The following is a 13647-nucleotide window of genomic DNA, read 5'->3' on the forward strand; positions in this document are numbered from 1 at the left end:
TAGACTTGCAAAGTGCATGTTGCAAGTTGCTATTTGCAAATTGTCATTTTTTCCGATGGCGCGTATGAGAGCCGGAGAACGCGAAAGCGCGTTGTGTCGCCAACCCGGAATCGCTGCACATTTCCGGGTGTGCATTAACCAGGAAGATGCTGATGGCAGAGGCTGAATTCGCACGGCCGATCGTGACGGTCGACATCGTCCTGCTGACGCTGCACGAAGGACGATTGTGCACCGCGCTGCTGCCTCGGTCCGCCGAGCCGTTTGCCGGCGTTCCGGCGCTGATCGGCGGCTATCTGCACATCGATGAGGACGCCGATGCCGAGGCGGCGGTGCGGCGTATCCTCAGCGTCAAGGCGGGGCTCGGCGGCATATTCTTCGAACAACTCGCAACCTTCGCTTCGGCGCGGCGCGACCCCCGCGACTGGTCGGTATCGATTGCGTATTTTGCGCTGGTCCCACAGGGAGCCTTGGAGGGCGGCACAAGTCCTCTGGAATTGCGGCCGGCCGAGGCCGCCGGCAAACTGCCTTTCGACCACAATGAGATCCTCAAAGCGGCGCTGGAGCGGTTGCGCGGCAAGGGCGCCTATTCGACCATTCCGGCAAGGCTGCTTCCCGAGATCTTCACAATGTCCGAACTTCAGGCCATCTATGAAACGGTGATGGGCGAGCGACTGGACCAGAGCGCCTTTCGCCGCAAGATCAACGATCTTGAGCTGCTCGAAGTCGTCGAGGGCGAAAAACGGCAGACCGAGCGGGCCCGGCGACCGACGACGCTCTATCGGCTGAAGACGCCGGTGGCTGTGTTCGATCGGCGAATTTGAGCGACCAGAAGGACGCGCCTCTTCCTGGCTCTGCATTCGGCAGATCATTCGTGCGCAAGCAATGTCTTTCCCGATGCAAATTGGCGATCATAGAAAATCCGCACTGACAGAACGACGCCGGCGATCAGGACAACCACGCCAGCGACTTCGATCGGGGTTGGCCAACGAGCATGCACGACAAGTCCCCCAATGACACCGAAGGCTGTTTCCGAAACGATCAGTTGCGCCGCCAGGGCGACGGGCAGGCTCCGTGACGCAATGTTCCAGGCCCAGACGCCGCCTACGGTTGCCAGCAGCGCGAACGATGCACCCCAGATATACAGGTTGCCGGCGGCACTCCAGCCGAACCCCAATGCTGGAAGCTGGAAGAGGCCGATCTCGGCACCGACGGGATAGAAGGCCAGCATCAAGACACCACCTCCGACCAATATCAGCGCCGACCACACACTGGAGGGCATGTCTGGTCGGGCGGCGAGTGCAGCCTGATTGGCGAGCGCGAACGAGACCCAAAGCCCCACGGCAGCAAGCGCTAGCGGCACGCCAACCCACAATGATTCGACGGAGCTCAATCCTTCAACCGTGAATGCCGTGCCATTGACGAGAACAAGGCCGACCAGCACCAGCGCCAAAGGCATCATCAGGGATCGCCACGGCAATGATCCCTGACGCTGGTTGCCAATGACCATCAATACGATCGGTACCAGACCGAGAAAGGCCGGAGCGATTACCGGGCCGGCAAAGACGGCCGCTCCGGTCACCGTCAGGAAGTAGCCGACATATCCGACGAAGGCGAGCCAGATGGCCTGCAAACAGTTCCGAAGCGTGACGTGGCGCATTACACGCTTCTCCGAAAACAGAATGTAGAACCCCACCAGACCCGAGACAACATGACGGATGAGGGCAAAATCAAAGGTGGAATAGTCACCGATGATGAAGGGCACAACAAAGTTGAGCGAAAAGGCAAAGGCCGCAAAGAGAGCGGCTGACACGCCAACATGGAAGAGTCTGTCCATAATGTTCACCCTCTTGAAGTTGCGTCGCTGAGCCTTGACTCCGGTGACGCCGACAGTCGGTTCGCTATCAAGGGAAACCCTTGATCGAATGGGCGAAAGTTACTTGCCGAAAGCCCTGACCGGTAGCCAGCGAAAATGAGAACCACCCTCTCGACGCTCATCCAGGCAATCGCCAATCAGTTCTGCTCCGAAGCCGAGTTGAACGGCAGGAGGCCTATCCGGCGCGATGATGGTGCAATGCCCCGACCATTGCTCCCCGCTTCTCGAGCGTCGCCTGCAGCGATGTGGCCGCGACACTTCTGGGGCAACCGCGCTGTGCCGCCTATTCACCGGAAGCGATTCCTCATATCCTCAAATATCAAGGCTTCTAATTGTCGGGGCGTTATGGATCGGCTTGATGCAATGCGGGTTCTGCTTGCCGTAGTTGACGCCGGGAGCTTGTCGGCGGGCAGCCGGAAGCTGAACGCACCGCTGCCGAGCGTCAGCCGCAAGGTTGCCGATCTGGAGCGATATTTCGGCACAAACCTTATCATCCGAACAAGCCGCAACCTGCAACTCACCGATGCCGGTCGCGACTATGTCGACGCGGCGCGCAAGATTATTGCCGATCTGGAGGAGGTCGAACGCAGGGCGTCAGGTGAGTATCAGACGCCGCGGGGATTGCTGACCGTCACGATGCCGATCGAGTTTGGCCACCGGTATGTCCTGCCGATTGCACTCGACTTCATGGACAAGCATCCGGAGGTGATATTGAACGTGCTTTCACTCGACCGCTCTGTCCATCTCGTCAATGAACAGGTCGATGTCGCCATCCGGCTTGGTGATTTGGTCGACAGTTCGCTCCACGCCGTCAAGGCCGGCGAGTTTCGTCTGTTGACCTGCGCGAGCCCGGCCTATCTGGAACGGCATGGCGTTCCCCAACATCCCACCGAGCTTATCAATCACGATGGGATCATGTTCCACAACCGGTCGTTCTTTTGGAGTTTCGAGATCGACGGGAAGTCCGTCGAACTGTTGCCCCAGAGCCGGATCGAGGTGAACACGGCCGCCAGTTGCGTCGCCGCCGCGCTCAATGGAGCCGGCGTCGCCCGGCTCTTCGACTATCAAGTTCCGGAGGAAGTGTCCTCGGGCGCGCTCGTGCAGATTTTGAAGGACTATGGCGGCGAGTCCAAGCCGATCAACATCGTCTATTCGCGTCAGGGCTTACTCGCCCTCAAGGTGCGTGCCTTCGTCGATTGGGCGCTGCCCCGGCTTCGCGCGGCTTGCAGCAACTATGGCGATATGCCGTAGTCGCCCATCATTGTCATCTCGGTGGCTCCTCTTTCGCCTCAACGAACGACGCGATCGACCTGCGCCTGAAGGCGGGGACCGACCAGCAGGATGGCGGGAATGACGATGAGATAGGCGATGCTCCACGAGCGGAGCCATGTCAGGGCGAATCCTTTCGAAAAGCCCAGATTGAGCGCAATCAGCGTGAAGGAAATCAGCTCTGTCGTTACGATGCCCATCGACAGAGCGAAGACGACGTTTGAAATCCGTGTTCATGTCGGTCTCCCGGCTGGATGTGAAAGCGGGATCGCTTCAGCGGTTGCGACCCCGGGTTGGCGCTGTGACGATCGCGCAATTCCGGCATCGGCGGTAGCGAGAGAACCCGAGAGCCAGCCTCTTGAATCCTGAAAGGTCTCAACGGCCGGGAAACCGTGAGATCGGTCGAGAAGCGACAAACTCCCCTGTCGCCAACGCGCCCCAAGCTCCACCACTCATGCACCCAGTGTGACTGGCCTTGTCTACGCCGATCGCCTGGCGCGCTGCGGATATGATCTTTGCTGCTCACATGCCGATCGAAAATGAGAGGCTCACTCTCGTTTCAGCTCACTACTGGGCCGGACTTGCGACGCTCATCTTCTCGTCATCGCGCGGCCCCCTTGATCCTGGGCGGCGTTCGTCAAACCAACAAGGAGTATCTGAATGTCGAGTCATCTACACTGGCACCACCAACACCATCGGCGGGCGTGATGGCGCGTCTCGCAGTTCCGATGGGCGCCTCGACGTGAAATTGTCCCCGCCCGGTTCCGCGGGCTCGGGCACCAATCCCGAGCAGCTCTTCGCTGCGGGCTGGTCCGCCTGTTTCCTCGGTGCGATCGGGAGAGCGGCCGCCGAGCGCCAGCTGCGCGTCCCCGCCGACGCCGCCATCAATACCGAGATCGACCTGGTTTCGAATGACGACGGCTATGTGCTGCAGGCGCGGCTTAATGTGAGGCTGCCGGGCATCGCGGCGGACCTCGCCAAGTCCCTGATCGAAAGTGCTCACCAGCTCTGCCCTTATTCCAAGGCCACCCGGGGCAACATCGCCGTCGAACTGAACGTCGCTTGATCGGTCTCCGATCAAGCGCTCTCCACCCCAACATTGCGCCGGCGTCCCGACAGTCGTCGGTCATAACCGGCGCACTACGCAGGATTTTGTCATGACCGTGATCGCAAGAGCTCTCGCAACGGCAGGTCTTCTGTTTGCCGCCAGCACACCCGTCTACGCGCAAACACCGCATCCCGCAGCCACGCAGTTTCTTCCCATCAAGGACGAGCCTGCGCCCCAATTGTTCGTGGATCAGCCCCTTCCGGGACCACTGGCGAGCAGAGCGGTGGTCATCATTCCCTATCGAACCGAGAATTTCCGCATCCTGCCAATCTTTGGCGCCAGCGCCAGCGACGTCTCGCCAAGGGCCGGCCATCTCCATGTCAGCATCGACGACCTGCCTTGGCGGTGGGCTGATGCGGGTGGTACCGGCGCTGTAGTCCTGACAGGCTTGCCGCCAGGCGAACACAAGGTGCTGATCGAAATCGCCACGCCGGAACACGAGGTGCTTGGCGGAAAGGCTGTGAAGTTCACTGTCCCGGCGATCGACAGCGCGCACCATTAGAGGTCACTCCGACATAGTGGCTCAATTCGGCTGCGTCCGCTTCGTGCCGGCAGCTGCCGCCAGCGGCGTTTGCTACCTCATCCCCTTTTCATCGGCATTCGCCGCCCTTGACGGATGCCCGGGATGGCTTACTCTGCCGCGATCATCCTCCGGAGCATCTCCATGACGCAGTCCCTGGTCTTCGGCGCCTTTCTGGCGGCGCTCTTTTACGTGCTCATTCCGGGGCCCGCCTTCTTGCAGCTGCTCGGCATCGGTGCCGGGCAGGGCCGCAAGGCTGGCGCCTTCTTCATGATGGGGCATCTGGTCGGGGATCTGATCTGGTCGTCGCTGGCGCTGATCGCGATCGTTGGCGCGAAGACGATCGGAACCTTCGTCTTCGACCTGCTCGGCCTTGCCTGCGGTTTCTATCTCGCCTGGATCGGCTGGAGCGCCGTCAATGCCAAGCCGAAAGCCGAGGGACAGGCTCTCATGGTGGTCGAGCGGCCGTTTCGTCGCGGGCTGATCTTCGGCGTCACCAATCCGAAGGGCTATCCCGTGGCCCTCGCCACCTTCACCGCACTGGTTGCGGGCTCGGCCGGGGCGCTTGATTTCGAGGCATTGCCGATGCTTCTCGGCGTGTCCTTCGTCGGCTTCGTGACGGCAGACATCATCCTGATCGGCGTCATCGGCGCCGGCGCGGTGCGGCGCTTCTATCGCGCGCATGAACGGCTGATTGTGCGCTGCTCCGGCGTGCTTTTCATGGGGTTTGCTGCCCAGGCACTCTGGCACGCAACCCCCGGCCTCATCGGCTGGCGCAAGGCTTAATTCAACTATCCAGGAAATTGACGATCGATTTCAGCGTCTGGACCTCATCGGGATCGCCGATCGACATGGCGATCTGCAACTGATTTTTGTAATAATCGAGAAAATTGAAGCTGGTGCCGTCGGTGACACTGGAAAGATCGATGACATTGCCGAGCGGATCGATCGCATGCATCGGCAGCGGCTCGGAGATCGCGGCGTAGGTGCTCTGGTCGATCAGGCCGCTGTCGAAACTCTGACGCGCGTAATTGCGCAATTCGCCAGGGCTGACCGCGGTGAAATCCGGCCCTTCGTCGAGATTGTCGTCGAGCTGGAATGAGGCCGGGGCGGAAGCTCTGGTCTCGATTTCAATATCAGAGGTCTTCGAACTTTTTGCGTTATTAGGATTGTTTTTAAATAGCAAACTCTGAGAAGACCGCACAGAAAAAATTTCCATGGCGCATGTCCCCGGACAAGAAGAAACATGGGGAAACTAGCGCTCGGCCCTGATTCGCGTCAATCGTTAACGGTTGGTTAATTCTAGCGCGTCAATTTTTGTCCACCAGATTTTGCAGGCGAGGCAAATGGCCCTGCCCGCATACCAATTCTACGACAGCTCTCCTATATTGACGAACCCGTGCATGCCAAAAAGGAATTCTTCGATGCCTTCTCCCCTTGATTTCAATCCGGCGCTGGTCAACTGGGACGGTCTACACGGCCTGCCACGTTTCGATGCTGTCGATGACGGCGATTTCGCCGCCGCCTTCGAAGCGGCGCTTGCCGCCCATGAACGGGAGATCGACGAGATCGCCGGAAATGGCGAGGCGCCGACATTCGACAATACGGTCACGGCGCTGGAGATCGCCGGCGATGCACTGTCGCGCGTCTCGGCGCTGTTTTGGAACAAGGCGGGCGCCCATACCAATGATGTGATCCAGGCGCTGGAGCGGGAAATCTCCCCGAAGATGTCGCGCCACTATTCGAAGATCGGCATGAATGCCGCACTTTTCGCACGCATCGACACGCTTTGGGAAAAACGCGAAAGCCTCGGCCTGACGCTCGAACAGACACGCGTGCTCGAGCGCCACTGGAAAGGCTTCGTCAAGTCAGGCGCCAAGCTCGAGAAGGCCGAGCAGGAGAAACTCGCAGCGATCAATGAAAAGCTTGCCGGACTCAGCACGCAATTCGGCCAGAACTTGCTGGCCGACGAGAAAGCCTGGGCACTGGTGCTCTCTGATGGAGCCGAGCTCGACGGGCTGCCGGAATTCCTGCGCGACGCAATGGCCGCAGCTGCGCGCGAACGCGGCGAGGAGGGCAAATATGCGGTGACGCTGTCACGCTCGATCATCGAGCCATTCCTGACCTTTTCGGAGCGCCGTGACCTGCGCGAGCAGGCTTTCAAGGCGTGGGTGGCGCGCGGCGAGAATGACGGCGAGACGGACAATCGCGCCGTCATCAAGGAAACGCTGGCACTGCGCCATCAGGTGGCGAGCCTGCTTGGTTACGGCAATTTCGCCGAGCTGAAGCTCGACAACACAATGGCGAAAACGGCGGAGGCGGTGAATGACCTGCTGAAAGCGGTCTGGGCGCGGGCGGTCAAACGCGCCGGCGAGGAGGAGGTCGATATATCGGCGCTGATCGCCGAGGAGGGGCGTAACCACGAGGTGATGCCCTGGGACTGGCGGCACTACGCCGAAAAGATCCGGGCGCGGAAATTCGATTTCTCCGAGGCTGAACTCAAGCCCTATCTGCAGCTCGAGAAGATCATCGAGGCCTGCTTCGATGTGGCCGGCCGGCTGTTCGGTATCCGCGCCGTCGAGAAGAAAGGCGTGGCGGTCTATCATCCGGATGTCAGGGTATTCGAAATCAGGGACCGCGAAGACCGGCTGGTGGCGCTGTTCCTCGGCGATTATTTCGCCCGCGGCTCGAAACGATCGGGCGCATGGATGAGTTCGCTGCAATCGCAGCACAGACTGGAGCTGAAGAACGGCCGCCATGGCGAGCTGCCGATCATCTACAATGTCTGCAACTTCGCCAAACCGGCCGAGGGCAAGCCGGCGCTGCTGTCGCTCGATGATGCGCGCACACTGTTCCACGAATTCGGCCACGCGCTGCACGGCATGCTCTCGAATGTCACCTACCCCTCGGTCTCCGGCACCGGCGTTTCGCGCGATTTCGTAGAGCTGCCATCGCAGCTGTACGAGCATTGGCTGACGGTGCCCGCTATTCTGAAGCGCTATGCCGTGCATGTCGAAACCGGCGAGCCGATGCCGCAGGCGCTGCTCGACAAGGTGCTGGCCGCCCGCACCTTCAATGCCGGTTTCAACACCGTCGAGTTCACCTCATCGGCGCTTGTCGACATGGCGTTCCACACGAGAACGGCCGTCGAGGATCCAATGGCGGTGCAGGCCGAAGTGCTGGCCGAGATCGGCATGCCGAAATCGATCGTCATGCGCCACGCGACGCCGCACTTCCAGCACATTTTCTCCGGCGGGTATTCGGCCGGCTACTACTCCTATATGTGGTCGGAGGTGCTCGATGCCGACGCCTTTGCCGCCTTCGAGGAAACGGGCGACGCCTTCAACGGCGAGATGGCGCGCAAGCTCAGGGAAAACATCTATTCCGTCGGCGGCTCGATTGATCCGGAGGACGCCTACAAGGCCTTCCGCGGCAAGCTGCCGAGCCCGGATGCGATGCTAGTGAAAAAGGGGCTTTCGACCTTCGAGGAATTGACAGGCAGCGACGCCTAAGACAATTTGATGACACGCTTCGATGCGGCATGGCGGCGGCCATGCCGCAGCTTTTGCGCGTTCCCCTCTTTCGCAAACGCAAAAAAAACTGTATGGACGCCCCAAACCAATAGGCGCGTCCTCAAGAGCGTGCGCCGCAGCCTCAGAGATTTCACATATGGCACTTCGCAATATCGCGATCATCGCGCACGTTGACCATGGCAAGACGACCCTGGTGGATGAGCTTCTCAAGCAGTCCGGCTCGTTCCGCGAAAATCAGCGTGTCGCTGAACGCGTGATGGACTCGAACGATCTCGAAAAAGAACGCGGCATCACCATTCTCGCCAAGGCAACCTCGGTCGAGTGGAAGGGTGTCCGTATCAACATCGTCGATACACCCGGCCACGCCGACTTCGGCGGTGAGGTCGAGCGTATTCTCTCGATGGTGGATGGCGCGATCGTTCTCGTCGACTCCTCCGAAGGGCCGATGCCGCAGACCAAGTTCGTCGTCTCCAAGGCGCTGAAGGTCGGCCTTCGCCCGATCGTCGCGATCAACAAGATCGACCGTCCCGATGGCCGCCACGAAGAAGTCATCAACGAAGTCTTCGATCTTTTCGCCAATCTCGACGCGACCGACGAGCAGCTCGACTTCCCGATCCTCTACGGTTCGGGCCGCGACGGCTGGATGAACGTCAATCCGGAAGGGCCGAAGGATGAGGGTCTTGCACCGCTTCTCGACCTGGTGCTCAAGCATGTTCCGGAGCCGACGGTCGAAGAAGGCCCGTTCCGCATGATCGGCACGATCCTCGAGGCCAACCCCTTCCTCGGCCGCATCATCACCGGCCGCATCGCATCGGGCTCGATCAAGCCGAACCAGGCCGTCAAGGTTCTCGGCCAGGATGGCAAGCTGATCGAAACCGGTCGCATCTCCAAGATTCTCGCCTTCCGCGGCATTGAGCGCACCGCGATCGAAGAAGCACATGCGGGCGACATCGTCGCGATCGCTGGTCTCTCCAAGGGGACCGTCGCCGACACCTTCTGCGATCCGGCCGTCTCGGAAGCCATGAAGGCGCAGCCGATCGACCCGCCGACGGTGACCATGTCCTTTATCGTCAACGACAGCCCGCTGGCGGGCACCGAAGGCGACAAGGTGACCTCGCGCGTCATCCGCGACCGTCTCTTCAAGGAAGCCGAAGGCAACGTCGCGCTGAAGATCGAAGAAGCCGAAGGCAAGGACTCGTTCTACGTATCTGGCCGCGGCGAACTTCAGCTTGCCGTTCTCATCGAAACCATGCGTCGCGAAGGCTTCGAGCTTGCCGTGTCGCGTCCGCGCGTCGTGATGCACAAGGATGAAAGCGGTCAGCTTCTGGAGCCGATCGAGGAGGTCGTCGTCGACGTCGACGAAGAACATTCCGGCGTCGTTGTGCAAAAGATGTCCGAGCGCAAGGCCGAAATGGTCGAGCTGCGTCCGTCGGGCGGCAACCGTCTTCGCCTGCGTTTCTACGCACCGACCCGTGGCCTGATTGGCTACCAGTCGGAGCTGCTGACGGATACGCGCGGCACGGCGATCATGAACCGCCTGTTCCACGACTACCAGCCCTACAAGGGTGTGATCGGTGGCCGCGTCAACGGCGTTCTGCTCGCCAACGCTTCCGGCGAAGCCGTCGCCTATGCGATGTTCAACCTGGAAGATCGCGGCCCGATGATCATCGAGCCGGGTGAAAAGGTCTATGCCGGCATGATCATCGGCATCCATTCGCGCGACAACGACCTCGAAGTCAACGTGCTGAAGGGCAAGCAGCTCACCAACATCCGCGCCGCCGGCAAGGACGAAGCGGTGAAGCTGACGCCGCCGATCCGCATGACCCTCGATCGCGCGCTCTCCTGGATCCAGGATGACGAGCTGATGGAAGTGACGCCGAAGAATATTCGTCTGCGCAAGATGTATCTCGACGCAAACGATCGCAAGCGTTTCGAAAAGTCCAAAGCGGCTCTCTGAGAGCTTCAAACACCCTTTGAAACCCCGGCCTTCGTGCCGGGGTTTTTTATTGTGCGCCGCGCTGATTCCGACTTGTGACAATCGTTAAAAAAGCGTTAAATTTTATCCGTCGTCCACATATCAAGTCTGTGGGCAATCGATCACGATGCGCTGACCGCATATGGTTAATTGCCTTTGGCGGGACCAGAGTAAACGTTATGAAGACGTTGTCGATCGATGTTCGGCGGGCCGAACCACACGATGCCCGAGCCATATCGGAAACGCACAGGCTTGCCTGGCAGCACACTTACGCAGGCATTATCCCACATCGGGCGCTGACGCAGATGATCGAGCGGCGCGGTGAAAACTGGTGGCGCAAGGCGACGCGCGGACCGGCGACGCTGCTGGTTCTCGATGTCGCCGGAACGGTTGCCGGCTACGCGACTCTCGGCCTCAACCGCGCCCGCGCTTTGCCGCAGGAAGGCGAAATCTACGAGCTTTATCTTCGGCCGGAGTATCAGGGCATCGGTCTCGGCCGCATGCTGTTCGGCGAGGCGCGGCGGCTGCTGAAGTCGCTCGGCTGCAACGGGATGGTCGTCTGGTGCCTCGAGGAAAACGAGACCGCCGGCCGTTTCTATCGCCATCACGGCGGTGTCGATTTCTGCGAAGGCATGGAAAATTTCGACCACAAGCAGTTGAAGAAGATCGGCTTCATCTGGAACTGACCGGCTTGGTCAGCAATCGCCTGTTTTCCTATTCGAAAGATTCGAGCTCTCTGCGCCGGCGCCATCACGCATTGGTGATCTCAAATGTTGCGTTGCGACATGAAACTGATTATCTGGCTGCCAGCAATTCAACCTCGCGGGAGTTCCTATGCGCATCGACGCCATTTCCATCGGTAATAATCCACCTGAGGACGTCAACGTTATCGTCGAGGTTCCGGTTGGCGGCCATCCCATCAAGTACGAAATGGACAAGGAAGCCGGCACGCTGGTGGTCGATCGTTTCCTCTATACGCCGATGACCTATCCGGGCAATTACGGTTTCGTGCCGCACACGCTGTCTGAGGATGGCGACCCGATCGACGTTCTGATCGCCAGCACCCGTCCGCTGGTTCCGGGCTGCGTCATCAATGTGCGCCCGATCGGCGTCCTGAAGATGGAAGACAATTCCGGCAAGGACGAGAAGATCATCGCCGTGCCGTCGCCGAAGCTGACGCTGCGCTACGAGAAGGTGAAGGATTACACCGATCTTCCCGAGATCACGCTGAAGCAGATCGAGCACTTTTTCGAGCACTATAAGGATCTGGAGCCGGGCAAGTGGGTGAAGATCTACGGCTGGGGCGATTCCAAGGAAGCCGGCCAGCTCATTCTCGAAGCCGTCGAGCGCGCCAAGACAAAGGGCTGATCGCTCAGCCGAAAAGTGCTTCTAGTTTTTTTGCCAAATCCTCCGGGTCTCCGTCGATCCGGAGGATTTTTTTGCGCGCGGTGTCGCCGGAGACGAGGCTGATGCTGGATTTGGGGATGCGCAGCGATTGCGCGACGAGAAGGATCGGGCCTTGTTGGCCTTACCCTTTTCCGGGACTGATGTGACGCGCGCCTTCAGGTGCGTTTCGCCCTCTCCATCCGCCTCGATGCCATCGATGCCGTCACGCCCGCCATTCGGCGTCAGCCGGACGGCGAGGCGCAGATGATCGCCGAAAAGGCTCCAGGGACGGCTCAAGCGACCAGCGGGTACAGCGTTGTCCAAAGCAAGGTGCGCAGGAAGAAAATGATCAGCAGCAGGATGATCGGCGAAATGTCGATGCCGCCAAGGTTCGGCAAGCGGCTGCGGATCGGCTTCAGCACCGGTTCGGTGACGTTATAGAGGAATGTGCCGACCGAATTGACGAACTGATTGCTGGAGTTGATGACGTTAAAGGCATAGAGCCAGGAAAAAATGGCACTGGCAATCAGGATCCAGGTGTAAATATTCAAAGCCAAATCAATGGTTTGAAACAGCGCAAACATCGTCTTCTCCAATTCGTTGTTGACAGACATGTAGACATTGGTGACTAAACGAGCAAGTGCCGTGTGGGAACGCGCGGTGAATCATGTTTAACGGGCGGCCTTGCAGCTATTCCGGCGCCCGTCTCCTCGGAAAACATCCATGTCGTTTTCGCCCACCGGAGACCGTTTTGCCGCGTTCCGGCATTCGTCCTACACGCGGTTCTTCTTCGCGCGTTTCCTGCTGTCCTTCTCGCAGCAGATCGTCAGCGTCGCCGTCGGCTGGCAGATGTACGACCAGACGGGCAAGGCGATCTATCTCGGCCTGATCGGTCTCGTACAGTTCCTGCCGTCGCTGCTGCTCATGCTCGTCACCGGTTCGGTGGCCGACCGGTACAATCGTCGGGCGATCGCCGCACTCTGCTCGCTGGTGAGTGCGCTCTGCACGCTGGCGCTGCTGGTCATGACCGTCATGGGAACCTTCACGCCGCTGCCGGTTTTCGCCGTGCTTTTGATCTTCGGCATCGAACGCGCCTTCATGTCGCCGGCGGTGCAGTCTCTGGCGCCCAATCTCGTGCCGGAGCACGCACTTTCCAATGCGATTGCCTGGAACTCGTCGTCCTGGCAGCTCGCCGCGATCACCGGGCCGGTGATCGGCGGCCTGCTCTACGGCGTCAGCGCGACGACCGCCTATACGGTGGCGGTGATCTTTTCAGTGCTCGGTGCGGCGCTTCTCTACATGATCCCGAAGCCGGAGCAAAAGACCACGGGCGAGACCAAGAGCTGGGCGATGATCCTCGGCGGCTTCAGCTTCATCCGCGCCGAAAGAGTAGTGCTCGGGGCGATCTCGCTCGATCTCTTCGCCGTGCTGCTCGGGGGGGCGACGGCACTGATGCCGATCTTCGCCCGCGATATCCTGACGCTCGGTCCCTGGGGGCTGGGGCTGCTGCGCGCAGCACCTGGGCTTGGCGCCATCGTCATGGCGATCTTCCTGGCCGCCTATCCGCTCAAACACCGCGCCGGCATCTATATGTTCATCGGCGTCGCCCTGTTCGGCGTTGGAACCATCGTCTTCGGCCTATCGACCAACACCGAAGTCTCGATCGCGGCGCTGGCGCTGATGGGGGCGGCCGACATGGTGTCGGTCTATGTGCGCGAGAGCCTGATTGCGCTCTGGACGCCGGATCAGCTGCGCGGCCGCGTCAACGCGGTCAACATGGTCTTCGTCGGCGCCTCGAACGAACTCGGGGAATTCAGGGCGGGTACGATGGCATCGATCTTCGGCGCGGTGCCGGCGGTTGTTATCGGCGGAATCGGGACTTTGGCGGTGGCGGCGATCTGGGCTTCGAGTTTCCCCAAATTGCGCAGGATCGATACGCTCGACGCGCCCAGTACATAATAGCGCGCGCTGCCAGCGGTGGGG

Annotated in this window: 14 protein-coding genes and 1 pseudogene; 10 read left to right on the forward strand and 5 right to left on the reverse strand. The window is 60.2% G+C overall.

Going from position 1 to position 13647, the window contains the following annotated elements; genetic code table 11:
* Window positions 1-152 precede the first annotated feature (152 nt).
* A complete protein-coding gene (locus tag ATY29_RS25910) occupies window positions 153-821 on the forward strand; it encodes an NUDIX hydrolase (RefSeq protein WP_097533272.1) in 669 nt (222 codons plus the stop codon).
* Window positions 822-865: 44 nt separating this feature from the next.
* Here ATY29_RS25910 and ATY29_RS25915 read toward each other — a convergent pair whose 3' ends face one another.
* A complete protein-coding gene (locus ATY29_RS25915; protein WP_103671220.1) occupies window positions 866-1834 on the reverse strand; it encodes a DMT family transporter in 969 nt (322 codons plus the stop codon).
* 384 nt (window positions 1835-2218) lie between these two features.
* Between ATY29_RS25915 and ATY29_RS25920 the strand changes: the two genes are divergently transcribed.
* On the forward strand, window positions 2219-3124 hold the full coding sequence (locus tag ATY29_RS25920) for a LysR family transcriptional regulator (RefSeq protein WP_097533273.1): 906 nt from the start codon (window positions 2219-2221) through the stop codon (window positions 3122-3124).
* A 38-nt stretch (window positions 3125-3162) separates the two neighbouring features.
* On the opposite strand, the gene ATY29_RS25925 is transcribed toward ATY29_RS25920, so the two are convergent.
* A complete protein-coding gene (locus tag ATY29_RS25925; RefSeq protein ID WP_103671221.1) occupies window positions 3163-3342 on the reverse strand; it encodes a DUF2798 domain-containing protein in 180 nt (59 codons plus the stop codon).
* Window positions 3343-3812: 470 nt separating this feature from the next.
* On the opposite strand from ATY29_RS25925, the gene ATY29_RS25930 reads away from it, so the two are divergent.
* The 3 genes from ATY29_RS25930 to ATY29_RS25940 all read left to right on the forward strand — a co-directional run bounded on the left by ATY29_RS25930 (window position 3813) and on the right by ATY29_RS25940 (window position 5556).
* Complete coding sequence (locus ATY29_RS25930) at window positions 3813-4208, forward strand: organic hydroperoxide resistance protein (RefSeq protein ID WP_097533395.1); 396 nt, start codon at window positions 3813-3815, stop codon at window positions 4206-4208.
* 91 nt (window positions 4209-4299) lie between these two features.
* The gene (locus tag ATY29_RS25935; protein WP_097533274.1) at window positions 4300-4752 is read left to right on the forward strand and encodes a DUF6130 family protein; all 453 of its coding nucleotides are present in this window, start codon (window positions 4300-4302) and stop codon (window positions 4750-4752) included.
* A gap of 162 nt (window positions 4753-4914) precedes the next feature.
* On the forward strand, window positions 4915-5556 hold the full coding sequence (locus ATY29_RS25940) for a LysE family translocator (RefSeq protein ID WP_003567336.1): 642 nt from the start codon (window positions 4915-4917) through the stop codon (window positions 5554-5556).
* Window position 5557: 1 nt separating this feature from the next.
* On the opposite strand, the gene ATY29_RS25945 is transcribed toward ATY29_RS25940, so the two are convergent.
* On the reverse strand, window positions 5558-5989 hold the full coding sequence (locus ATY29_RS25945; protein ID WP_003567334.1) for a hypothetical protein: 432 nt from the start codon (window positions 5987-5989) through the stop codon (window positions 5558-5560).
* A 205-nt stretch (window positions 5990-6194) separates the two neighbouring features.
* Here ATY29_RS25945 and ATY29_RS25950 point away from each other — a divergent pair, with 205 nt between their 5' ends.
* From ATY29_RS25950 to ppa, 4 genes are all read left to right on the forward strand, one after another.
* A complete protein-coding gene (locus tag ATY29_RS25950) occupies window positions 6195-8282 on the forward strand; it encodes a M3 family metallopeptidase (RefSeq protein WP_097533275.1) in 2088 nt (695 codons plus the stop codon).
* A gap of 157 nt (window positions 8283-8439) precedes the next feature.
* Window positions 8440-10260: a translational GTPase TypA gene (typA, locus tag ATY29_RS25955; RefSeq protein WP_003567330.1), complete on the forward strand. Its 1821-nt coding sequence runs from the start codon at window positions 8440-8442 to the stop codon at window positions 10258-10260.
* A 197-nt stretch (window positions 10261-10457) separates the two neighbouring features.
* A complete protein-coding gene (locus tag ATY29_RS25960) occupies window positions 10458-10964 on the forward strand; it encodes a GNAT family N-acetyltransferase (RefSeq protein WP_003567329.1) in 507 nt (168 codons plus the stop codon).
* Between the two features lie 148 nt (window positions 10965-11112).
* A complete protein-coding gene (gene ppa / locus ATY29_RS25965) occupies window positions 11113-11646 on the forward strand; it encodes an inorganic diphosphatase (RefSeq protein ID WP_003567327.1) in 534 nt (177 codons plus the stop codon).
* Window positions 11647-11650: 4 nt separating this feature from the next.
* Here ppa and ATY29_RS25970 read toward each other — a convergent pair.
* Both ATY29_RS25970 and ATY29_RS25975 read right to left on the reverse strand, forming a co-directional pair.
* Window positions 11651-11961 (reverse strand): annotated as a pseudogene (locus ATY29_RS25970) (DUF167 domain-containing protein).
* Complete coding sequence (locus tag ATY29_RS25975) at window positions 11958-12248, reverse strand: YggT family protein (protein ID WP_003543619.1); 291 nt, start codon at window positions 12246-12248, stop codon at window positions 11958-11960. The pseudogene ATY29_RS25970 and the gene ATY29_RS25975 overlap by 4 nt, the downstream one beginning before the upstream one ends.
* 139 nt (window positions 12249-12387) lie before the next feature.
* Here ATY29_RS25975 and ATY29_RS25980 point away from each other — a divergent pair, with 139 nt between their 5' ends.
* Window positions 12388-13623 carry an MFS transporter gene (locus tag ATY29_RS25980; RefSeq protein ID WP_003567323.1) on the forward strand — a complete coding sequence of 412 codons (1236 nt, stop codon included), beginning with the start codon at window positions 12388-12390 and terminating at the stop codon, window positions 13621-13623.
* Window positions 13624-13647 lie beyond the last annotated feature (24 nt).

This window comes from Rhizobium hidalgonense (assembly GCF_002914525.1).
Classification (GTDB): domain Bacteria; phylum Pseudomonadota; class Alphaproteobacteria; order Rhizobiales; family Rhizobiaceae; genus Rhizobium; species Rhizobium hidalgonense.